At 76.0% G+C, this 21,160-nt stretch carries 22 protein-coding genes and 1 riboswitch; of the genes, 11 read left to right on the plus strand and 11 right to left on the minus strand.

The features are described 5' to 3' along the window. Positions 1-11: 11 nt before the first annotated feature. Positions 12-629: an FMN reductase gene (locus LY71_RS09545; protein ID WP_106276723.1), complete on the minus strand. Its 618-nt coding sequence runs from the start codon at positions 627-629 to the stop codon at positions 12-14. After that, a complete protein-coding gene (locus tag LY71_RS09550) occupies positions 626-1,747 on the minus strand; it encodes an LLM class flavin-dependent oxidoreductase (RefSeq protein WP_106276724.1) in 1,122 nt (373 codons plus the stop codon). Before LY71_RS09550 ends, LY71_RS09545 begins: the two co-directional genes overlap by 4 nt. A gap of 244 nt (positions 1,748-1,991) precedes the next feature. On the opposite strand from LY71_RS09550, the gene LY71_RS09555 reads away from it, so the two are divergent. The 5 genes from LY71_RS09555 to LY71_RS09575 all read left to right on the plus strand — a co-directional run bounded on the left by LY71_RS09555 (position 1,992) and on the right by LY71_RS09575 (position 6,442). After that, positions 1,992-2,891: a DivIVA domain-containing protein gene (locus LY71_RS09555; protein ID WP_106276725.1), complete on the plus strand. Its 900-nt coding sequence runs from the start codon at positions 1,992-1,994 to the stop codon at positions 2,889-2,891. Between the two features lie 166 nt (positions 2,892-3,057). Then, positions 3,058-3,195, plus strand: a riboswitch (cyclic di-AMP (ydaO/yuaA leader). A 937-nt stretch (positions 3,196-4,132) separates the two neighbouring features. Beyond that, positions 4,133-4,360: an aggregation-promoting factor C-terminal-like domain-containing protein gene (locus LY71_RS24650; protein WP_483866715.1), complete on the plus strand. Its 228-nt coding sequence runs from the start codon at positions 4,133-4,135 to the stop codon at positions 4,358-4,360. Positions 4,361-4,496: 136 nt separating this feature from the next. Beyond that, positions 4,497-5,156, plus strand: a complete 660-nt coding sequence (locus LY71_RS09565) for a class I SAM-dependent methyltransferase (protein ID WP_106276777.1) — start codon at positions 4,497-4,499, stop codon at positions 5,154-5,156. A gap of 189 nt (positions 5,157-5,345) precedes the next feature. Beyond that, complete coding sequence (locus tag LY71_RS23405) at positions 5,346-5,978, plus strand: hypothetical protein (protein ID WP_170121288.1); 633 nt, start codon at positions 5,346-5,348, stop codon at positions 5,976-5,978. A gap of 65 nt (positions 5,979-6,043) precedes the next feature. Then, a complete protein-coding gene (locus tag LY71_RS09575; RefSeq protein ID WP_106276726.1) occupies positions 6,044-6,442 on the plus strand; it encodes a hypothetical protein in 399 nt (132 codons plus the stop codon). Here the strand turns inward: LY71_RS09575 and LY71_RS09580 are convergent. Then, on the minus strand, positions 6,439-6,822 hold the full coding sequence (locus tag LY71_RS09580; RefSeq protein WP_106276727.1) for a VOC family protein: 384 nt from the start codon (positions 6,820-6,822) through the stop codon (positions 6,439-6,441). The two genes, LY71_RS09575 and LY71_RS09580, sit on opposite strands and share 4 nt — an antisense overlap. A gap of 19 nt (positions 6,823-6,841) precedes the next feature. On the opposite strand from LY71_RS09580, the gene LY71_RS09585 reads away from it, so the two are divergent. Beyond that, positions 6,842-7,672 (plus strand): pentapeptide repeat-containing protein, encoded by an 831-nt coding sequence (locus LY71_RS09585; protein ID WP_106276728.1) that lies wholly within the window; start codon positions 6,842-6,844, stop codon positions 7,670-7,672. Between the two features lie 119 nt (positions 7,673-7,791). Here the strand turns inward: LY71_RS09585 and LY71_RS09590 are convergent, their stop codons facing one another. The 5 genes from LY71_RS09590 to LY71_RS09610 form a co-directional block, all read right to left on the minus strand. Continuing rightward, entirely contained in the window at positions 7,792-8,229 is a 438-nt protein-coding gene (locus LY71_RS09590) for a hypothetical protein (protein ID WP_106276729.1), read from the minus strand. A gap of 45 nt (positions 8,230-8,274) precedes the next feature. Next, complete coding sequence (gene pntB / locus LY71_RS09595) at positions 8,275-9,699, minus strand: Re/Si-specific NAD(P)(+) transhydrogenase subunit beta (RefSeq protein ID WP_106276730.1); 1,425 nt, start codon at positions 9,697-9,699, stop codon at positions 8,275-8,277. A 2-nt stretch (positions 9,700-9,701) separates the two neighbouring features. Further along, a complete protein-coding gene (locus LY71_RS09600) occupies positions 9,702-11,240 on the minus strand; it encodes a Re/Si-specific NAD(P)(+) transhydrogenase subunit alpha (RefSeq protein ID WP_106276731.1) in 1,539 nt (512 codons plus the stop codon). A 230-nt stretch (positions 11,241-11,470) separates the two neighbouring features. Then, positions 11,471-12,622, minus strand: coding sequence for an acyl-CoA dehydrogenase family protein (locus tag LY71_RS09605; RefSeq protein WP_106276732.1), 1,152 nt, complete (start codon positions 12,620-12,622; stop codon positions 11,471-11,473). Positions 12,623-12,630: 8 nt separating this feature from the next. After that, positions 12,631-13,806 carry an acyl-CoA dehydrogenase family protein gene (locus LY71_RS09610; RefSeq protein ID WP_106276733.1) on the minus strand — a complete coding sequence of 392 codons (1,176 nt, stop codon included), beginning with the start codon at positions 13,804-13,806 and terminating at the stop codon, positions 12,631-12,633. Positions 13,807-13,964: 158 nt separating this feature from the next. On the opposite strand from LY71_RS09610, the gene LY71_RS09615 reads away from it, so the two are divergent. Continuing rightward, positions 13,965-15,176: an MFS transporter gene (locus LY71_RS09615; protein WP_170121289.1), complete on the plus strand. Its 1,212-nt coding sequence runs from the start codon at positions 13,965-13,967 to the stop codon at positions 15,174-15,176. Here LY71_RS09615 and LY71_RS09620 read toward each other — a convergent pair. Next, complete coding sequence (locus tag LY71_RS09620; protein ID WP_245887792.1) at positions 15,076-16,269, minus strand: DUF3616 domain-containing protein; 1,194 nt, start codon at positions 16,267-16,269, stop codon at positions 15,076-15,078. The genes LY71_RS09615 and LY71_RS09620 overlap by 101 nt on opposite strands. A 63-nt stretch (positions 16,270-16,332) precedes the next feature. Between LY71_RS09620 and LY71_RS09625 the strand changes: the two genes are divergently transcribed. The 3 genes from LY71_RS09625 to LY71_RS23085 are packed head-to-tail and all read left to right on the plus strand — an operon-like array spanning position 16,333 to position 18,572. Then, the gene (locus LY71_RS09625) at positions 16,333-16,725 is read left to right on the plus strand and encodes a TFIIB-type zinc ribbon-containing protein (RefSeq protein WP_106276736.1); all 393 of its coding nucleotides are present in this window, start codon (positions 16,333-16,335) and stop codon (positions 16,723-16,725) included. A 44-nt stretch (positions 16,726-16,769) separates the two neighbouring features. Beyond that, complete coding sequence (locus LY71_RS09630) at positions 16,770-17,714, plus strand: ribonuclease Z (protein ID WP_106276779.1); 945 nt, start codon at positions 16,770-16,772, stop codon at positions 17,712-17,714. A 9-nt stretch (positions 17,715-17,723) separates the two neighbouring features. Next, positions 17,724-18,572: a hypothetical protein gene (locus tag LY71_RS23085; protein ID WP_245887794.1), complete on the plus strand. Its 849-nt coding sequence runs from the start codon at positions 17,724-17,726 to the stop codon at positions 18,570-18,572. Here LY71_RS23085 and LY71_RS09640 read toward each other — a convergent pair. Together LY71_RS09640 and LY71_RS09645 are read right to left on the minus strand one after the other, a co-directional pair. Next, positions 18,551-19,717, minus strand: coding sequence for a 4-hydroxybenzoate 3-monooxygenase (locus tag LY71_RS09640; protein WP_106276737.1), 1,167 nt, complete (start codon positions 19,715-19,717; stop codon positions 18,551-18,553). The genes LY71_RS23085 and LY71_RS09640 overlap by 22 nt on opposite strands. Before the next feature lie 51 nt (positions 19,718-19,768). Further along, a complete protein-coding gene (locus LY71_RS09645) occupies positions 19,769-20,545 on the minus strand; it encodes an IclR family transcriptional regulator (protein ID WP_106276738.1) in 777 nt (258 codons plus the stop codon). A gap of 67 nt (positions 20,546-20,612) precedes the next feature. On the opposite strand from LY71_RS09645, the gene LY71_RS09650 reads away from it, so the two are divergent. Then, the coding region (locus LY71_RS09650; protein ID WP_106276739.1) for a dioxygenase family protein at positions 20,613-21,160 on the plus strand (548 nt) is incomplete at its 3' end.

Here is a 21,160-nt window from a genome sequence, read left to right on the forward strand (position 1 = left end):
GGGAAAGCCTCCTATGCCTGGCCGCGGAGCAGGTCCTCGAAGGAGGGGACGTCGGCGAACGGGTCGGCCGGGCGCGCCGACGCAGGGCGCCCGGTGACGACGTCGGCCAGCTCGCCGGCGGCCCGGGTGATCCGCCGGCCCAGCTCACCGCCGTCGCCGCCGGCCCAGTCCTCGCTCGCGGCGAACACCGCGGTCGGCACGGTGACCGCCCGCAGGAAGGAGAACAGCGGGCGCATCGCGTGCTCGAGCACCAGCGAGTGCCGGGCGGTCCCCGCGGTGGCGGCGAGCAGCACCGGCTTGCCGGTCAGCGCGTCCTCCTCCAGCACGTCGACGAAGGACTTGAACAGCCCGCTGTAGGACGCGGTGAACACCGGCGTCACGGCGAGGACCGCGTCGGCGCCGGTCACCGTCTCCACCGCCGCGCGCAGCGCCGCGTTCGGGAAGCCGGTGACGAAGGCGTCGGCCAGGTCGCGGGCGTGCTCACGCAGCTCGACGACCTCCACGGTGGCGTCCTCGCCCCGCTCGCGCAGGGCGGCCACGGTCGCGGCGGCCAGCCGGTCGGCCAGCAGCCGGGTCGACGACGGCGTCGACAGCCCGGCGCTGACCACGGCGAGGGTGCGTGTGGTCATGCGGAGACCTCCTCGGGCGTGGCCTCGGGCGTGGTCTGCTCGGCGGCCCGGCGGGCGGCGACCCGCGAGGCGTGGGTGGGGGCGTCGGGCACGTGCGCGGGCTTCAGCGCGGCGAACTCGCGGCGCAGCACCGGCACGACCTCCTCGCCCAGGAGGTCCAGCTGCTCGAGCACGGTCTTCAGCGGCAGGCCGGCGTGGTCGATGAGGAACAGCTGCCGCTGGTAGTCGCCCACGTAGTCGCGGAAGCCGAGGGTGCGCTCGATGACCTGCTGAGGGCTGCCCACGGTCAGCGGCGTCTCCCGGGAGAACTCCTCCAGCGAGGGACCGTGGCCGTAGACCGGCGCCTCGTCGAAGTAGGGCCGGAACTCGGCGACGGCGTCCTGGCTGTTCCTCCGCACGAACACCTGCCCGCCCAGGCCGACGATCGCCTGGTCGGCCGAGCCGTGACCGTGGTGCTCGAAGCGCTGCCGGTAGAACTCCACCATCCGCTGGGTGTGCTCCTTGGGCCAGAAGATGTGGTTGGAGAAGAAGCCGTCGCCGTAGTAGGCGGCCTGCTCGGCGATCTGCGGGCTGCGGATCGAGCCGTGCCAGACGAAGGGCGCGACGCCGTCGAGCGGCCGCGGCGTCGAGGTGAAGCCCTGCAGCGGCGTGCGGAACCGGCCCGACCAGTCGACGACGTCGGAGTCCCACAGCCGGCGCAGCAGCGCGTAGTTCTCGACCGCCAGCGGGATGCCGTTGCGGATGTCCTGCCCGAACCAGGGGTAGACCGGGCCGGTGTTGCCGCGGCCCATCATGAGGTCGACGCGGCCGCCGGCGAGGTGCTGCAGCATCGCGTAGTCCTCGGCGATCTTCACCGGGTCGTTGGTGGTGATCAGCGTGGTCGCCGTCGACAGCTGCAGCCGGGTGGTCCGCGCCGCGACGTAGGCGAGCGTGGTCGTCGGCGAGGAGGAGAAGAACGGCGGGTTGTGGTGCTCGCCGAGGGCGAAGACGTCGAGCCCGACCTCCTCGACCTTCTCCGCGATGCGGACGATCGCCTGGATCCGCTCCGCCTCGCTGGGCGTGCGGCCGGTGGTGGGGTCGGTCGTGACGTCACTGACCGAGAAGACGCCGAACTGCATCTCCGCTCCTCTTGTTGAGCGTACAACTACCGGTCTGCGCAACGGGCCGGAGGGGCCGGCTGTTCCCGTTGTGGCCGACTGCGCGGTGTGACGGTCCGGCCACGGCGCGGCGGACCACTCCGTCGGTGACCGTCCCGTGATCTGGGCGGTGCACGACCGGACCGGCCGCACTGGGAACCTGGCGCTCACCACCCGTCGACCTCGACGAGGCGCGGGGGAGCACGACTGACCGAGGGGGCACGGGATGTCGCAGCACACGCACCAGAGCGCTCCGGACGCGGCGGGTGACGAGGGCCGGCGGCGCACCCGCTTCTCGGGCAACCGGACCAGCGACGACGCCCGGCCGGGCGAGCTCGACGGCCTGCTGGGCACCGGCCCGGTGTTCACCCACGCCGTCCGGGGCTACGACCGCCTGCAGGTCGACGACTACGTCGCCTGGGCCGAGACCGAGCTGCACGTGCTGCGCCGGGAGAACGACCACCTGCTCAGCCGCTACGCCGCGGCGTCGGCCGAGCTGCAGAACGCGCGCCGCCGGCTGGCCCAGCTGGTGCGCGAGCGGCAGTCGCTGCCCTCACCGGAGGACGCCGCCGCGATGATCCAGCGCGCCGAGGCCGACGCCGAGCGGATCCGCGAGGACGCCCGCACGGAGGCCGAGGCCCGGCTGGCCAAGGTCGCCGAGATGCGCCAGGCGGTGACCGCGCTGCGCGAGCAGGCGCGGGCGGAGGCCGCCGCGCTGGTCGGGGCAGCCCGCGGCGAGGCCGAGGAGCTGCGCCGGAGGACGGCCGCCGAGCAGGCCCGCGCCACGGCCCAGATCACCGCCCGGGCGGAGGAGCAGCGGGCCGCCGTCGAGGCGGAGCTCGCCGCGCTGCGCGCCCAGCGCGACCAGGCCCGCGAGTCGCTGCACCGGCTGGGGCACCAGATCGGCGACGCGCTGCAGCTGGTCGCCGGCGCGCTGCCCGACGACGCGGCCCTGCCCGGCCGCACCGACCTGCCCGACGAGGTGCCGGTGCTGGCGGAGCGGCGGGAGGCCGCGCGCGAGGAGGCCGACGGGCGCACCGGTGGGGACGCCGCTCCCGCCGAGGGTGCGACCGACGTCACGGCGCTGCACGGGACCGGCCGGGGAACGGTCGCCGCGGCGTCCTGAACAGCGCCGACACGCCGGGCGGGCCGCTGGGGACGCCCCGCCCGTAACAGCCGTCACGGTGGTCCCTGCCGTCGGGGTGTTGTCACGGACGGATAACGGCCCGTACGGTGGCCGACGTCCGGCTGGTCGTCTCGTCCCCGTCCGGGGAGCCTGGCCGGGCGCCGCCGAGTCGTGTCCGCTGCCGCGGGCGCGAGCCGGGGACCCACCGCAGTCCTGGGGTGAATCGCCTGCCGAGCGCAGTGCGTAGGGCTTCTTCCCGCCCGAACCCGTCAGCTAACTCGGTAGGCGGCTCACGGAAGGAACGGAGAGTCTCCGCATGCCCCGCCTCCGGGCCCCCGCGGCCCGCAGGTGCCGCCGGCGCGCGCCCCGCGCCTCCTGACCCCGGCCGACACCTGCCCCGCTGACCCGGCGCCGCTGACCCGCGCCGCCGGGGACCCGTAGACCGCCGCACGCCGACGCACGCCCGCGACCCGGGCCGCCGCGCGCACTCTCCCTCGGAGCCCTCCTCCCTCATGCCCAGCCACACCCCGAACACGCCTGCCTCCGCCCCGGCGACCGCCGAGGCCGCCGCCGCCGAGGCGACCGGCTCGCAGCCCGCGACGCTCGAGCTCCCGGCCGCCGAGCACCCCGCCGAGGCGCCCGCCCGCCGCCGGTTCGGCCGTCCCGCCCGCACCCGGGCCCGCCGCAGCAGCCCGCCGCTGGGTCCCCGCCGCCCGGCCCTCCTGCTGGCCACCGCCGCGGCCGGTGCCCTCGTCGTCGGGGTGGTCACCACCAGCGGCCCGGCCGCCGAGGCCGGCACCGAGACGGCCGGCACCTCGGTGAGCGTGGCCGCGCAGCTCGGCATCGTCGACCAGCAGGCCGCCGGCACCGAGGCCGCCCCGCAGGCCGGTGACCTCGCGCCGCTGGAGGACCTCGCCGCCTCCCGCAGCGAGCGCAGCGCCGAGGAGGCCAGCGCCGCGCAGGCCCAGGCCGCCGCCGACCAGGCCGAGCTCGACCGCCGCGCCGCCGAGGAGGCCGCCCGCGTGGCCGCCGAGCAGGAGGCCGCCCGTGTCGCCGCCGAGCAGGAGGCCGCGCGCGTCGCCGCCGAGCAGGCCGCCGCCGAGGAGGCCGAGCGGGCCGCCGCCGAGGCCGCCGCGGCCGAGGAGAGCTCCGAGCCCGCGCCCGCCGCGGCGCCGGCGAGCCAGGGCTCCTTCAAGGACTACGCGCTGGCCAAGGTCGGCAGCGCCGAGCAGTTCGGCTGCCTGGAGAAGCTGTGGGGAAAGGAGAGCGGCTGGAACCCCAACGCGCAGAACCCCACCAGCACCGCCTACGGCATCCCGCAGTTCCTCGACTCCACCTGGGCCAGCACCGGCATCGCCAAGACCTCCGACGGCTACCGGCAGATCGACGCGGGCCTGATCTACATCGAGAGCCGCTACGGCTCGCCCTGCGACGCCTGGGCGCACTCGCAGGCCACCGGCTGGTACTAGAAGGACCCCGGTGCCCCCCACGCCTCGCTCCGCTCGGCGCGGGCCCCTGCACCGGGGCCGTTCCAGCACGTCACCAGCTCGTCGCGGGCCCCTGTAGCGGCGCCGTTCCAGCACGCCGCGTGACACTGGGGGCGTGATGACACCGGGAGGGCCGGCCACTCGCGTGGTGCCCGCGGGCTTCGTCCGCGCGCACACGCAGGTGCGCCGGCCCTCTCTCGTCCCCGAGGTGCGGCTGCACGTCGCCGACGACGTCGTCGCCCTGTGGGAGGCGATGGAGGACGACGCCGGCGGGGCGGGCGAGGCCCCGCCGTTCTGGGCCGCCGCCTGGCCCGGCGGTCAGGCGCTGGCCCGCGCCGTCCTCGACGACCCCGGCCTGGTGGCCGGCCGCACCGTGCTCGACCTCGGCTCCGGGAGCGGGCTGGTGGCCGTCGCGGCGGTCCTCGCCGGTGCCCGGTGGGTGCTGGCCAGCGACGTCGACCCGTTCTCCCGGACGGCGATCGGCGTCAACGCCGGGCTCAACGGTGTCGCCGGCATCAGCGTGACCGGCGACGTGCTCGACCGGGACCCGCCCGCGGTCGACGTCGTCCTCGCCGGTGACGTCTGCTACGACCGCGAGATGACCGAGCGGGTGCTGCCCTTCCTCGACCGGGCGCGGGCGCGTGGCTGCGAGGTCCTCGTCGGCGACCCGGGCCGGCCCTACCTCCCGCACCAGCGGCTCGAGCCGGTCACCGCGCTCGACGTCCCCGAGACGGAGGGCCCGGGCACCCGCCGGACGACGGTGTGGCGGCTGCCCTGACGTGACGCAGCGTGTCCGGCGTCCCGCACGCGGTGATCTTGCCGAGGGCGCGTCGCGATTCGGCCCGGTTCTTGGTCAGGTTATGCCCACTCCTGCGGGATAGTTGGGCTGATTCGTGCACCTCTGACCCCTGGCGGAGCACCCGTCGCTGGTCGATCCTCGTGCCTCCCACACCACAGGAGGTCACTGATGTACCGCTCCGCGCTCGTGTCGTCGCTGCTCACCACCGCCGTGCTGCTCACCGGCTGTGAGGGTGAGGACGACACCGCCACGGCCGCCCGCGACCGCCCGGCCGTGTCGTCCCAGCCGGCCGGGACGACGAGGTCCGCGCCGGACGCGCCCACGACGACGGCCGCACCCTCCACGCCCGCCCCCGCCACCGTCGCGCCGACGACCCCCGCGCCGACGACCACGGCCCGCCCGACCACCGCCCGGCCCACCGCGCCCGCGCCGACCACGCCCGCACCCACCCCGTCCCCGGCGCCCGCGCCGGACGGGTCGGTCCTCCCCGACGAGGCCGTGCCCGTGCACGGCGGCCAGGTGTGGGCCGTCTACCTCGCGGTCGGCGACCCCGACGACGAGTGGGGGCGGCACATGCTGGCCGAGACCGCCGACTACGTGCACGCCTCCTTCGGCTACACCGGCTCGGGCGTCGGCGAGGTCGCGTGCGACGTGGGCGCGGCCGAGCAGCTGGGCTTCGACCCGCAGGACCACCGGGTGGCCGTGTACTTCGACAGCGCCGCCCGGGCGCAGGAGTTCGTCGCCGTCTACGACCGCCAGGACGTCGGCTCGGCGTCGGTGACGACGTACTGCCTGGACTGAGCGCCGCCGCGGACGGGAGCGGCGCCGGCCGCACGCCGGCGCCCGGACTCGGCGAGACTGGGCGGGTGAGCGAATCGGAGAGCCCGCGGGACGGCGGGGCGCAGGCGCGGGTCACCCGGACCGTCGAGGAGTTCGTCGCGCAGCTGCGCGGCTTCACCGACCGGGCGCGGGGGCTGGCCTCCGGCGCGGTCCCGTCGGGGCTGTCGCTGCCGCGGCTGCCCTCCCCGCCCGGGGCGATGTCGGCGGCGCAGGTGGGGGCGGTCGCCTCGCAGGTGCGCGGTCAGCGGCAGCTCATCGCCGGTCTGATCGGGCAGCTGCAGGCCTTCGACGAGCAGCTCGCCGTCTTCGAGCGGGTGCTCGAGCCGGTGGAGGAGTGGAGCCGGACCTGGGCCCGGCTGGAGCAGTCCTTCGGCGACGTGCTGCGCCGCTCGCCCACCGACCCGCCGCCGGCCGGCACCGCCTAGCGCTGGTCGCGGCGCAGCGGGTGGTCCGCGGGCACCTCGACCAGCACGAGGTGCACGCCGTCGGGGTCGACGACGGTGGCCTCCAGCAGCCCCCACGGCTGCCGCCGGGGCTCCTCGAGGACAGGCACGCCGGCCGCCGCGAGCCGGGCGAGCTCCGCGGCGAGGTCGCGCACCTGCACCCACAGGGCCAGCCCGCGCGGCGGCCCGGCGGCGGAGCCGGAGACCTCGAGCAGGCCGTTGCCCAGGAAGAAGACGACGCCCGGGTGCTCCGGCGGCCCGAACTCGCGGTACACGGCCAGGCCGAGGACGTCGCGGTAGAACGCCTGCGACCGCACGGGGTCGGCGGTGCGGAGCAGGACCCGGCTGCTGAGCACGTCCACCCGGGCATCATGGGCTCCCGTGACCGCCGCCGCTGCCGACGCCCGCGCGGGGCTGCGCGCCGACTGCGCCCGCTGCGCGGCGCTGTGCTGCGTGGCCCCGGCCTTCGCCGCCTCGGCCGACTTCGCGATCGACAAGCCGGCCGGCCGCGCCTGCCCGAACCTGGCCGGGGACGACCGCTGCGGCATCCACGCGCAGCTGCGCGAGCGCGGCTTCCCCGGCTGCGCGGTGTTCGACTGCTTCGGCGCCGGCCAGCAGACGGTGCAGGTGACCTTCGCCGGCACCGCGGACTGGCGGGCGGACCCGGACCGGGCGACGGCGGTGTTCGCTGCCTTCGGCGTCCAGCGGCAGCTGCACGAGCTGCTCTGGTACCTCACCGAGGCGCTGGCCCTCGACGCCGCCGCGCCGCTGCACGGGGAGCTCGCCGCCGCACGCGACCGCACCGCGGCGCTCACCGCTGCCACCGCGCAGGAGCTCGCCGCCGTCGACGCCGCCGCGCTGCGTCAGCGGGCCGGCGCACTGCTGACCTCGGTCAGCGAGCTGGCCCGTTCAGGCGTGCGGCCGCGGGGCAGGGACCGGCGGGGGGCCGACCTCGTCGGCGCCGACCTGCGCCGCACCCGGCTGCGGGCCGCCGGCCTGCGCGGCGCCTACCTGATCGGTGCCGACCTCCGCGGCGCGGACCTGTACCGCACCGACCTGCTCGGCGCGGACCTCCGGGCCGCCGACCTGCGCGGCGCCGACCTCTCCGAGGCGCTGTTCGTCACCCGGCCCCAGCTGGCCGCCGCCCGCGGCGACGCCACCACCCGCCTCCCGCCCGGCCTCGAGCACCCGGCGCACTGGGACCCGCGGTGACCCGCGGCCGAGCCGCGCGCGGCGCTCCGCGGGACGGTTCCGCAGCTCCCGGGCCCGATCGCGTCCGGTGCGTGCGGAACGGACTCGCGGAACGGGGCGGGGAGCCGCACCCCAGGCGGTCAGGCGGGTAGGTCCCCCTCGTCCTCCGGGCGGCCGCGGCGGCGCAGCAGGCCGGTGACGCCGGCGACCCGTGACTGGGCCTGGCGCAGGGTCGCGATCATCGGCATGAGGTCCTCGTCGATGGTGCGGATGATGTCCGGCACCGCGTCCACCGCCGGGTCGTCGAGCACCCGGCCCACCCGCTCCAGCCCGGGCTTGAGCGCCCGCACCGGCTCCTCCAGCTCCCCGACCAGGGTCTCCAGCCGCTCGGCGGTGCGCTGCGCCGAGGAGATCGCCGACGTCGCCGTCGAGGTGGCGGCGATCAGCTCGCGGACCGCGCCGTTGAGCTCGGTGAGCGTGCGCGGCAGCTGCGCCAGCGCCTCGGTCTGCGCCTGCAGCGCGGTCAGCAGCTCCGTGAAGCCGGGGATCTTCGGCATGCCGAGGCGGAAGGGGTCCACGACGGCAACCGTCGCGCCCCCGCCGCCGGGAGCGCAACCGCTGGGCTACAGCGCGCGGAGGATGTCCTCGACCCGCTCCCGGGCGTCGCCGAAGAGCATCCGGGTGTTCTCCCGGAAGAACAGCGGGTTCTGCACGCCGGCGTAGCCGGTGCTCATCGACCGCTTGAACACCACGACGTGCCCGGCCTCCCACACGTGCAGCACCGGCATGCCGGCGATCGGGCTGGCCGGGTCCTCGGCGGCGGCCGGGTTCACCGTGTCGTTGGCCCCGATGACCAGGACGACGTCGGTCGCGGCGAGGTCGTCGTTGATCTCGTCCATCTCCAGGACGACGTCGTAGGGCACCCGCGCCTCGGCCAGCAGCACGTTCATGTGCCCGGGCAGGCGACCGGCGACCGGGTGGATGCCGAAGCGGACCTGGACGCCCTTGTCGGTGAGCGTGCGGGTGAGCTCGGCGACGGCGTTCTGCGCGTGCGCCACCGCCATCCCGTAGCCGGGGGTGATGACCACCGAGTCGGCGTCGCGCAGCATCTGCGCGACCTCCTCGGCGGTGACCTCGGTGTGCTCGCCCTCGACGTCCCCGGAGGCCGCGGTGGCGCCCTCGTTGCCGAACCCGCCGGCGATGACCGACAGGAAGGAGCGGTTCATCGCCTGGCACATGATGTAGGAGAGGTAGGCACCCGAGGAGCCGACCAGCGCGCCGGTGATGATCAGCAGGTCGTTGTCGAGCAGGAAGCCCGACGCGGCGGCCGCCCAGCCCGAGTAGCTGTTGAGCATCGAGACGACCACCGGCATGTCGCCGCCGCCGATCGAGGCGACCAGGTGCCAGCCCAGCGCCAGTGCCAGCACGGTCAGCCCCGACAGCACCGCCAGGCCCGGCGAGACGACGAAGACGACGGTGAGGACGGCGAAGGCGACCAGCGCGCCGACGTTGAGCGCGTTCTTGCCCGGCAGCACCACCGGGTTGCTCTTGATCCGGCCGGACAGCTTGAGGAACGCGACGATCGAGCCGGTGAAGGTGACCGCGCCGATGAACACACCGATCGCGACCTCGGCGGAGTGGATGCCCACCGGCAGGCCCAGCTCCTCGGCCTCGGCTCCGCTGCCGCCCGCCCTCCCAGCGCCCTCCACCGACAGGTAGCCGTTCCACCCGACGAGCACCGCGGCCAGGCCGACGAAGCTGTGCAGCAGCGCGATGAGCTCGGGCATGCCGGTCATCTCGACGATGCGCGCCCGCCAGAGGCCGATCGCCGCGCCGATCACCATCGCGACGGCGATCAGCCCGACGGCGAGCGCGTCGCCGTCCCGCCAGGCCAGCCCGACGGTCGCGACGAGCGCGATGGCCATGCCGGCGATGCCGTAGGCGTTGCCCGCCTTGGCCGTCTCGTGCTTCGACAGCCCGGCGAGGCTCAGGACGAACAGCAGGCCGGCGACGATGTACGCCGCGGACGCGGCGGTGCTGGCGCTCATGGTCAGGCCCTCCGGAACATGCCGAGCATGCGGCGGGTCACCGCGAAGCCACCGAAGACGTTGATGCTGGCGAGCAGCACGGCGAGGAAGGCCAGGACCGTCACCACCGTGCTGACGTGCCCGAGCTGCAGCAGGGCGCCGACCACGATGATCCCGGAGATCGCGTTGGTGACGCTCATCAGCGGCGTGTGCAGCGCGTGGTGCACGTGCCCGATGACGTAGAAGCCGACGACGACGGCGAGGGCGAACACGGTCAGGTTGCCGATCAGCTGGTCGGGGGAGAAGGCCGCGAGCAGGAACAGCAGCGCGGCGGCCAGGCCGACCAGCGCGGCCCGCCGCCCGGGCGCGGGTGCCTTCGCCGGTGGGGGCAGCGGCGCCGGTGGGGGCGCGGCGGCCACGGGGGCGGCGGAGACCTGCACCGGCGGCGGGGGCCAGAGCTTCTCCCCGGCCCGCGCCACGGTCATGCCGCGCACGACGACGTCGTCGAGGTCGAGCACCAGCTGCCCGTCCTTGCCCGGGGTGAGCAGCGTGAGCAGGTTGACCAGGTTGGTGGCGAACAGCTGGCTGGCCTGGGCCGGCAGCCGGGCGGGCAGGTCGGTGTAGCCGATGATCGTCACGCCGTTGGGCGTGGTGACCACCTCGTCGGGCACCGAACCGGCCACGTTGCCGCCTTGGGCGGCGGCCATGTCCACCACCACCGAGCCCGGCTTCATGCCGGCCACCATCTCCTCGGTGAGCAGCCGGGGTGCCGGCCGGCCGGGGATCAGCGCGGTGGTGATGACGACGTCGACGTCGCGGGCCTGCTCGGCGTACATGACGGCGGCCCGGGCGTTGAAGTCCTCGCTGGTGACCGACGCGTAGCCGGTGCCGCTGCCGGCCTGCTCGCCCTCGTCGGCCGGGACGCCGACGTACTCCCCGCCCAGCGAGCGCACCTGCTCGGCCACCTCGGGGCGGACGTCGGTGGCCCGCACGATCGCGCCGAGGCTGCTGGCCGCGCCGATCGCGGCCAGCCCCGCGACGCCGGCGCCGGCGACGAACACCTTGGCCGGTGGCACCTTGCCCGCGGCGGTCACCTGGCCGGTGAAGAACCGGCCGAAGGCGTGCGCGGCCTCCACCACCGCGCGGTAGCCGGCGATGTTGGCCATGGAGCTGAGCACGTCGAGCGACTGGGCGCGGGAGATGCGGGGGACGGCGTCCATCGCCAGCGCGGTGACCCCGCGGGCGACCAGCGCGTCGAGCAGCTCGGGCGCCAGCGCGGGGGCGAGCAGGCTGATCAGCACCGCGTCCGGGCGCAGCAGGGCGACCTCGTCGAGGGTGGGGGCGTTGACGTGCAGGACGACGTCGGCACCCCACGCCTGCGCCGCCGAGCCGATCCGCGCCCCGGCCGCGACGTAGGCCTCGTCGGGGGAGTCCGCGCGGCTGCCGGCGCCGGCCTCGACGAGCACCTCGTGGCCCAGCGCGCACAGCCGGCCGACGCTGGTGGGTGTCGCGGCGACGCGCGTCTCGTTCCGTCGGGTCTCCGCGGGCACACCGATCAGCACGCGCACTCCCTTCCAGCTCGGGGCCGGCGGACTGCGCCGGCGGGGCCTGGCGTGGTGCACCGGGGGAGGCGGGCGGCCCGACCCCGGGGCTGCATCGTGGCAGGCCACCGCGACCGCGCCGCCCACCGGTACCGGAACGTGACGCGGATCGCACCCCGGTCCGGCTCGGCGCCGCCGGGAACGGCCGCGGCCGGCGCCCCGAGGGGACGCCGGCCGCGGTCGTGCTGGGGTCAGCCCGTGTAGGGGGCGCCCAGCGGGTCGACCGTCGGGTAGCTGTCGACCGTCGCGGCGAGCCGGCCGGCGGCCCAGTCGCCGTCGCCGAGCACGTGGTCGATCGCGGTCAGCCGGCTGGTGTAGTGCCCGACCGAGTACTCCGCGGTGACCCCGATGCCGCCGTGCAGCTGGATGGCCTCCTTGCCGATGTGCCGGCCGGCGCGGCTGGTCTGCAGCCGGGCGCGGTCGGCGGCGGCGACGACGTCGCCCCCGCTGTCGGCGACCATGCTCGCCCACAGCGCGGTGCTGCGGGCCAGCTCCAGGGACACGTACATGTCCGCCGCGCGGAAGGTCAGCGCCTGGAACCGGTTGAGCGTGACGCCGAACTGCTTGCGGGTCTTGAGGTACTCCGCGGTGGTCGTCAGCGCGGTGTCCATCGCCCCGACCGCCTCGTTGCCGTAGGCGATGCGGGCCAGCGCCTGCGCCCGCTCGACGTCGGCGCTGCGGTCGGCGGTCCCGTCCCCGAGCAGCTCGCCGGGGGTGCCGGCGAGGGTGACGTTCGCCGCGCGGGTGCCGTCGTGGGTGCGGTAGCCGGTGCGGCTGAGCCCCTCGGCGTCGCCCTGCACGAGGAACAGCGCGGTGCCGCCGTCGACGGCCGCGCTGACCACCAGGACGTCGGCGCGGGCGCCGTGCAGCACCGGCTCCTTGACGCCGGTCAGCCGCCAGGTGCCGCCGTCCTCGGTGGCGGTCACGCCGCGCGCGGTGGTGCTCCACCGGGTGCCGGGCTCGGCGTGCGCGAACGCGAGCACGGTCGCGCCCTCGGACAGCGGCCCGAGGACCGCCTGCCGCTGGGCGGCGGTGCCCACGGCCGCGACCAGGCCGCCGGCCAGGACCACGGACTCGACGAACGGCTCGGGCGCGATGACCCGGCCCATCTCCTCGGCGACGATGCCGACCTCGATCGGGCCGGCGCCCATGCCGCCGTCCTCCTCGGCGAAGGGCAGGCCGAGCACGCCCATCTCGGCCAGCCGGGCCCAGGTCTTCTCGTCGAAACCCGGATCGGTGGCGACCGTCCGGCGGCGCACCTCGGGGTCGCCGTAGGCCCGCTGCAGCAGGCCGCGGACGGCCTCGCGCAGGTCGTTCTGCTCGCTGTCGTACTGGAAGTCCACGGGTTACCTCACAGCCCCAGGATCGTGCCGGCGATGATGGTCCGCTGGACCTCGTTGCTGCCCCCGTAGATGGAGACCTTGCGGTAGTTCAGGTACTCCGGCGTGGCCACCCGGGCCCAGTCGGGCACCTCGGAGCCGCCGTCGGCGAACGAGGCGAGCGAGAGCGGGCCGGCGATGTCGACGATCAGCTCGGTGGCCGCCTGCTGCAGCTCCGAGCCGCGCAGCTTGAGCACCGAGGAGGCCGGGTGCGGCTTGCCGTCGGCGGAGTTGGCCACCACGCGCAGGGCGGTCAGCTCCAGTGCCACCAGGTCGTTCTCGAGCTCGGCGATCCGCGCGGTCAGCCGCGGGTCCTGCGACAGCGGGGTGCCGTCGACGGTGATCTCGCGGGCGTGCTGCTTAGCCTGGCTGATCAGCTTCTTGGTGGCGCCGACGCGGGCGATGCCCACGCGCTCGTTGCCGAGCAGGAACTTGGCGTAGTCCCAGCCGCGGTTCTCCTCGCCGACGAGGTTCTCGGCCGGGACGCGGACGTCCTCGAAGAAGACCTCGTTGACCTCGTGGCCGCCGTCGAGCAGCTGGATGGGCCGCAGCGTCACGCCGGGGCTGTCCATCGGGAAGACCAGCATCGAGATGCCGCGCTGCTTCTTCTCCGCCGCCGGGTCGGTGCGGACCAGGCAGAAGATCCAGTCGGCGTGCTGGCCGAGGGTGGTCCAGGTCTTCTGCCCGTTGACCACCCAGTCGTCGCCGTCGCGGACGGCGGTGGTGCGCAGCGACGCGAGGTCGGAGCCGGCGTCGGGCTCGGAGAAGCCCTGGCACCACCAGATGTCGAGGTTCGCCGTCCTCGCCAGGAAGCGCTCCTTCTGCTCCTGGTTGCCGAACGCGGCGATGACCGGGCCGATCATGCTCGTGTTGAACGCGAGCGGCTCGGGGACGTTGGCCAGCTGCATCTCCTCGCGCCAGATGTGGCGCTGCAGCGGCGTCCAGTCCCGGCCGCCCCACTCGACCGGCCAGTGCGGCACGGCCAGGCCCGCGGCGTTGAGGATCCGCTGGGCCTGCACGTACTGCTCGCGGCTCAGGTGCCGGCGGGCCGCGAGGGTGTCGCGGATCTCCGCGGGCACCTGGGTGGTGAAGAAGGTGCGCATCTCATCCCGGAACGCCTCCATCTCCGGGGAAAGCTGCAACCGCATGGGACCTCTCTCCTGACGGCAGCGGTGCCGTCTCGACGTGTGCCCCCGACGATCCCACACCGGTTACCGGTCAGTAAGCACGCCTCTCCGGCCGCCGGCGGCAGGATGTGCCGCCGGGCCGGTCCAGGTCCCGGTCCAGGTCCCGGTCCCGACAGGAGGTGGTCCCCGCGTCCGGCCCCGACCCCGGCCCGGTCGCCGCACCGCCGGGCACCCGGCTGCTGCTGGCCGCCGTCCTGCTCGCCGCGCTCAACCTGCGCGGGGCCATCGCCGCGGTGGGGCCGGTGCTGGGCGACGTCCGGGCCGACCTGGACCTGTCCGCGGCCACCGCCGGGCTGCTGACGACCCTGCCGGTGCTCTGCTTCGCGCTGCTCGCCCCGGCCTGTGCCGCGGCCGGCCGCCGGGTCGGCCCCGGGCCGGCCGTGCTGGCCTCGCTGGTCCTCCTGGCCGCGGCGCAGGTGCTGCGCGTCCTCGACGGCGCCCCGGTGCTGCTGGCCGGGACGTTCCTGGCCGGCGCCGGCATGACGGTGGGCAACGTGCTGCTGCCGTCGGTGGTCAAGGCCGGCTTCGGACGGCGGGCGGGCCCGGTCACCGGCCTCTACACCGCGGCGCTGGTGGCCGGGGCCGCGGCGACGGCCGCCCTCACCGCCCCGCTGGCCGGCGTCCTGGGCTGGCGCGGTGCCCTGGCGGCCGAGGGGGCGCTGGCCGTCCTGGCCGCCGCCGTCTGGGCCGTGGCCGCCCGGCGGGCCGGGGCCCTCGCGGCCGCGGCGGTCCCCGGTGCCCGCCCGGCCGGGACCGGCCCCCGCCTGTGGCGGTCGCCGGTGGCCTGGGCGGTGACCGCCGTGCAGGCGCTGCACTCGACGCTGTACTTCTCGCTGACCGCGTGGCTGCCCACGCTGCTGGCCGACCGCGCCGGCACCGACCTGGCCGCCGGCTCCCTGGCCGCCTCCGTCTACCAGGCCTCCGGGATCGCGGGGAGCCTGCTGGTGCCCGCCGTCCTGGCCCGCCGGCCGGGGCAGACCGGGCTGGCCCTCGGCGTCGCCGGGCTGTGGGTCGTGCCGGTGGCCGGGCTGCTCCTCCTGCCCGTGGCGTGGCCGGCGTGGGCCGTGGTCGCCGGGCTGGCGCAGGGCGCGGGCATCGCCCTGGCGGTCACCCTGGTGGTGCTGCGCGCCGCCGACGCGGAGGTCGCCGGCCGGCTGTCGGGCATGAGCCAGCTGGTGGGCTACTCCGTCGGTGCCGCGGGGCCGGTGGCCGTCGGCGCGCTGTCCGGGCTCACCGGCGGCTGGACGGCGCCGCTGCTGCTCCTGGCCGCCGTGACGCTCGGTCTGGCGCTGGCCGGGGCAGTGGCGGCACGGCCGGTGCGGATCGGCTGACCGGCGTGCGGGGCAGCTCGACGACGTCGGCCAGCACGCCGCCGTCGGCGGTCAGCCGCCCCGGCGCCGGGCTGTCGTAGACGACGAGCAGCCGGCCGTCGGCGGGCGGGCCCAGCAGGCCGATGCCCTCGGCGTGGTCGTCGCCGTCGCCGTAGGGGAGGACCAGCTCGCGGGTGAGCAGGTCGCCGCGGACGACGGTCGGCTCCTCCACCGCGCACGCGCCGTGCCACCGGTAGACGTGCACCGGCCCGTCGAGGTCCATGGTCGGGCCGGCGAGCACGAGCAGGTCCTCGCCCTGCGGGCACAGGTCGCGCACCCCGAGTCCGGCCATCCGCAGCACGTGCTTGCGGTAGCGGCACCCGTCGGGGAAGCGGCGCAGGCGCAACCGGGTGGGGTCGTGGGCGTCGACCTCGGGGCGCAGCTCGAGCACCACCGCCCAGCCGCGCAGCACCGGGCCGCGCAGGCCGAGGTAGACGCGGTCGCCGGAGACGGCGATGCCCTCCACGTCGAGGCCGTTGTCCTTGCCGGGGATGGGCAGGAACGGCGCCAGGTGCTCGTCGTCGGCGAGCAGGTCGCGCAGGTCCTTGCCGCGCGTGCCGAAGACGGCCGCGCGGTGCGTGCCGTCGTCCGCCACCAGGGTGGGCAGCCCGTCGACGTCGACCACCGGGATGCGCACCAGCACCTGCCGGCGCGGCTGGCCGGTGACCCGCGCCAGCCGGCGCAGCGCCCGCTCGCCGTCGTGCTCGTCGCGGATCCGGCGACGCCGCAGGCTGTGCGAGCCGACCGCCCAGAGCGCGTCGCCGGCGCGGGCGAGGCCCTCGATGTCGGCCTCCTCCTCGACGCCGGGGCCGGTGCCGCCGGGCAGGGGGACGAGGTCGGCCAGGGAGGAGCTGGTCTGGTCGCCGTAGCGGGTGGGGGCGGCCGGGTCGTCGGCGACGAGCCGCTCGATGGTGGCGGTCTCGTCGCCGGCCACCCACAGCACCGGGCCGTCGCTGCGCACCGCGGAGAGGTTGGTGTGGGTGGCACTCCGCCGAGCGGCGCTGCCGAAGCGGAGGGTCACCGTGCGGGTCGGCGTTGCCGTGCGGGTCGTCACGGGCGGGCACTGTGGCACGGCCGGCGCCGGGCCGGGAGGCATCCGTGCGTCGTACCGTGCGGTATGGACCTCGTCTGCCCCAAGTGCCAGGGCGTCATGCGCACCTACGAGCGCAACGGCGTGCACGTCGACCAGTGCACCGAGTGCCGGGGCATCTTCCTCGACCGCGGGGAGCTCGAGCGGCTGATCGACGCGGAGAACTCGTGGCACGGCGCGCCGTCGCGCCCCCAGCCGCAGCACCAGCAGCACGGCACCCCGCCGCAGCACCAGCAGCACGGGCAGCCCGCCTACGGCCAGTCGCACGCCGCGCAGTACCCGGCCGCCGGCGGTGCGGGGCTGGGCGCGGTGGTCAACGAGGTGCTCGGCGCGGTGCGCGGCAGCGGCCACGGCTCCTCGCACGGCTCCTCCGGGCACAGGAAGCGCAAGGAGTCCTTCCTCTCCGACCTGTTCGGGTGAGGGACCCGGCTGCTCCCCACCGCTCGCACGCGCGCGGCGGGCCCCTGCAGCCGGGCCGTGCCGGCACGTCACCTGCGGCGCGGGAGCTGGTCGTGCTCGGCACCGCCAGCCAGGTGCCCACCCGCACCCGCAACCACAACGGCTACCTGCTGCGCTGGGACGGCCGCGGCTTCCTCTTCGACCCCGGCGAGGGCACCCAGCGGCAGATGCTGCTGGCCGGCGTCCCCAGCAGCGCCGTCCACCGGGTGTTCGTCAGCCACTTCCACGGCGACCACTGCCTGGGCCTGCCCGGGGTGCTGCAGCGGATGTCGCTCGACGGCGTCGCGCACCCCGTGGTCACCCACTACCCGGCGTCGGGGCAGGAGTTCTACGACCGGCTGCGGCACGCGAGCGTCTTCGCCGACCGCGCCGACGTCCGGGCCGCGCCGGTGACCGGGGAGGGGGTGCTCGCCGAGGACCCGGTGGGCACCTGGGAGGCCCGCCGGCTCGAGCACCCGGTCGAGTCCTTCGGCTACCGGCTGGTGGAGCCCGGCGGGCGGCGGATGCTGCCCGACCGGCTGGCCGCGGCCGGCGTCGCCGGGCCCGACGTCGGCCGGCTGCAGCGCGACGGCGTGCTGCGGGGAGGGGAGCGGACGGTGCGGCTCGAGGACGTGAGCGAGCCGCGGCCCGGCCAGCGGTTCGCCTTCGTCATGGACACCCGCCTGTGCGACGGCGTCCCGGCGCTGGCCGAGGGCGCCGACCTGCTGGTGGTCGAGGCGACGTTCCTCGCCGAGGACGCCGCCCTGGCCGAGCGCCACGGCCACCTGACCGCCCGGCAGGCCGCGCGGGTGGCCGCCGAGTGCGGGGTGCGGCGGCTGGTGCTCAGCCACTTCTCCCAGCGCTATCGCGACCCGCGCCGCCTCGAGGACGAGGCCCGTGCCGAGTACGACGGCGACCTCGTCGTCGCCGCGGACCTGCAGCGGGTTCCGGTGCCCGCCCGCCGGGGGTAGGCGGGGAGGGTGTTCGACAGCCTGGGATTCGAGCCCGACTGGTTCGGCCTGCTGGGCCGGGAGGTGCTGCGGGAGCGGCGCGCCGCGCTCATCGCCGAGGCCTGCGCGTGGAGCGTGGGCCTGTCCGACCGGCCGCACCACCTGCGGCTGCGCGGCCGGCTGGTGGCCACCGGCTCCACCATCGGCGACCGCGCCGCCACCGGCCAGGCGCTGTCGGGGGAGGAGGACGGCCGGCTCGAGCTCGGCGACGCCCGCCCCGGCAGCTTCCAGGACGCGCTCAACGCCGTGGACGCCGACGGCACCGTCTTCGCCGACCGGTTCGACCGCGAGGTGATCGAGCCGTTCGTGCACGAGACCTGCGTGCTCGCCGCCGACCGCGCCCGCCGCACCCGCCCCGGGCAGTGGGCCGAGCTGCTCGACGACCTCGGCGAGGACGGGGCGCAGCTCGGTGACGTCGTCCGCGCGGGGGAGTGGGAGCAGCCGCTGCGCACCGACGCCGAGCACCTCGTGCTGGCCGCGCTGGGCACCGCGCCGCTGCTGGAGGTGGAGGCCGAGGGGTTGCCGCTGTCACTGGTGCGCGCCGCGGAGGCCACCGCCCGCGCCGCCGCCCCCCTCCCCGCGCCCGAGCCCGAGGACCTCGCCGGCGCGCTGTTCCTGGCGCTGGCCGCCGTCCGGGAGGCCGGCCTGCCCGCGCCGGTGCCGGCGGACGACGCCCCCCGGCTGCTCGACGCGCTGGCCGGGCAGGGCCTCGAGCCCGACGAGGTCACCGGCGTGCTGGCGCACCTGGACCTCGCGCCGGGCACCGCCGACCGCGTCGCCGTGCTGCTGGCGGACGGTCAGAAGGGGAGGCCGGTGTAGTTCTCGGCGAGCTCGCGGGCCGCGGCCTCCGACGAGCAGACCCGGCGCAGCTGGGAGAGCTGCAGCTGGGCGTCGAAGGGGTCGCCGGTGGTGTGCAGCATCGAGGTCATCCACCAGGAGAAGTGGGTGGCCCGCCACACCCGGGCCAGCGCGGTGTCGGAGTAGGCGTCGGCGAGGTCGGACTCCTTGTCCTGCAGCAGCCGCACCAGCGCCCGGGAGAGCAGGACGACGTCGGCCACGGCGAGGTTGAGGCCCTTGGCGCCGGTGGGCGGCACGATGTGCGCGGCGTCGCCGGCGAGGAACAGCCGGCCGCGGCGCATCGGCGCGCTGACGAACGAGCGCATCGGCAGGATCGACTTCTCGGTGATCGCCCCCGTGCTGATCTCCCAGCCGTCGAGCGCGAACCGGGTCGCCAGTCCCTCCCAGATCCGGTCGTCGGACCAGTCCTCGATCCGCTCCGACGGGTCGACCTGCAGGTACAGCCGCGACACCGACGGCGAGCGCATCGAGTAGAGGGCGAACCCGTCGGGGTGCCAGGCGTAGATCAGCTCGTCGGTGGCCGGGGCGGCGTCGGCCAGGATCCCGAGCCACGCGTAGGGGTAGGTGCGCTCCCACAGCTGCTGGCCGGTGCCCTCGGCGACGACGGCCCGCGAGGGGCCGTGGAAGCCGTCGGTGCCGGCGACGACGTCGCACTCGAGCACCTGGGCGGTGCCGTCGGCGTCGGTGAACCGGATGCGCGGGCTGTCGCTGTCGACGTCCTCGATCGCCACGTCGGAGACGTCGAACAGCAGCGGCGGGCCGCCGGCGAGCTGGGCGGCGACGAGGTCCTTGACCACCTCGGTCTGGCCGTAGACCCACACCCGGCGGCCGCACAGCTCGGGGAAGTCGAGCTGGTGGCGCACGCCCGGGTACTGCAGGTACACGCCGCGGTGCTCGAGCCCCTCGCGGTGCAGCCGCTCGCCCATGCCGGCCTCGGTCAGCACGTCGACGGTGTTCTGCTCGAGGATGCCGGCGCGGATGCGGGCCTCGACGTACTCGCGGGACCGGTTCTCCAGCACCACCGAGTCGATGCCCCGCAGGGCCAGCAGCCGCGAGAGCAGCAGGCCCGCCGGGCCGGCGCCGATGATCCCCACCTGGGTGCGCATGCCGCCGAGTGTGACCCCGGGTACGCCGAGCCGGACACCGCGGGCTCCCGCTCAGCGGAAGGGCTCGGTGCGGGCCAGCGCCCGGCCGATGCCGCGGGCGGCCACCTCCAGCACCGGCGCCAGCCGCGCGAGGTCACGCCGGTGACTGGGGACGACGATGCCCAGCGCCGCGGCCACCACCGGCCCGCCGGCCCGCTCCACCCGCACCGGGACGGCGACCGACGCGGTGCCCAGCGACATCTCCTCGGCGGTGCGCGCCCAGCCGCGGCGGCGGATCTCGGCCAGTTCGCGGGAGAGCAGTGCCGGGTCGACGACGGTGTGCCGGGTGGCCCGCTCCGGCGCGGCGAGCACCTGGGCGACCACCTCGTCGGGCGCCGCCGCCAGCAGCACCTTGCCCACGCCGGTGGCGTGCAGCGGCAGCCGGCTGCCCACCTGGCTGACCACCGGCACCGACTCGCGGCCGGAGATCCGCTCGACGTAGAGCGCGTGCGCCCCCTCCCGGACGGCCAGGTGCACCGTGTCGCGGGTCGCGGTGTGCACGTCGAGCAGGAAGGGCGCGGCCAGCTGGCGCAGCTCGAGCTGCACGGGGGCGAGCAGGCCGAGGTCCCAGAGCCTCCGGCCGATCTCGTAGCGGCCGTCGGCCCGCCGGGACAGCGCGCCCCAGGCGGTCAGCTCGGCGAGCAGCCGGTGGGCGGTGGTCAGCGGGGTGCCGGAACGCTCGGCGATCTCGGTGAGGGTCAGCCGGGGCGAGCTCGCGTCGAAGGCCCCGAGGACGGCCAGCGCACGCGAGGTCACCGAGCGCCCGGCGCCGGCGCTGCCTCCGGCCACGGCGGTCCTTCCTCTGGACGGAAAGCGGAGCTTGGGGCGTCAGTGTGCCGCACGTACGGTCCCGGACATGACCGGGACCACGTCCGAGGGCAGGCAGCTGCTACCGCGCTACCTCCGCGAACCCGACGCCACGCGGACCCCCGTCGGCTTCCCGGAGTACCGGAGCACCGGGTTGCGGGCGCCGCTGCGCACGCCGGTGGACCTGCCGCACCGGTTGACCGAGGTGACCGGTCCGGTGCTGGGGGAGGACCGGGTGCTGCCCACCGACGCCGACCTCACGTGGCGCAACGGCGGTGAGGCGGTCGGCCAGCGGATCCTGGTGCACGGGCGGGTGCTCGACAGTGGCGGGCGGCCGGTGCCCGGTGCGCTGGTGGAGGTGTGGCAGGCGAATGCGGCGGGGCGGTACCGGCACGTGGTGGACAACTGGCCGGCGCCGTTGGATGCGCACTTCGACGGGTTGGGCCGGGTGGTCACCGACAGCCTGGGCCGGTACGAGTTCCTGACGATCAAGCCGGGGGCGTATCCGTGGGGCAACCACCACAACGCGTGGCGGCCGGCGCACATCCACTTCTCGCTGTTCGGGCGGGCGTTCACCCAGCGCCTGGTGACGCAGAT

The sequence above is a fragment of the Geodermatophilus tzadiensis genome (assembly GCF_003002915.1).
GTDB classification, from domain to species: domain Bacteria; phylum Actinomycetota; class Actinomycetes; order Mycobacteriales; family Geodermatophilaceae; genus Geodermatophilus; species Geodermatophilus tzadiensis.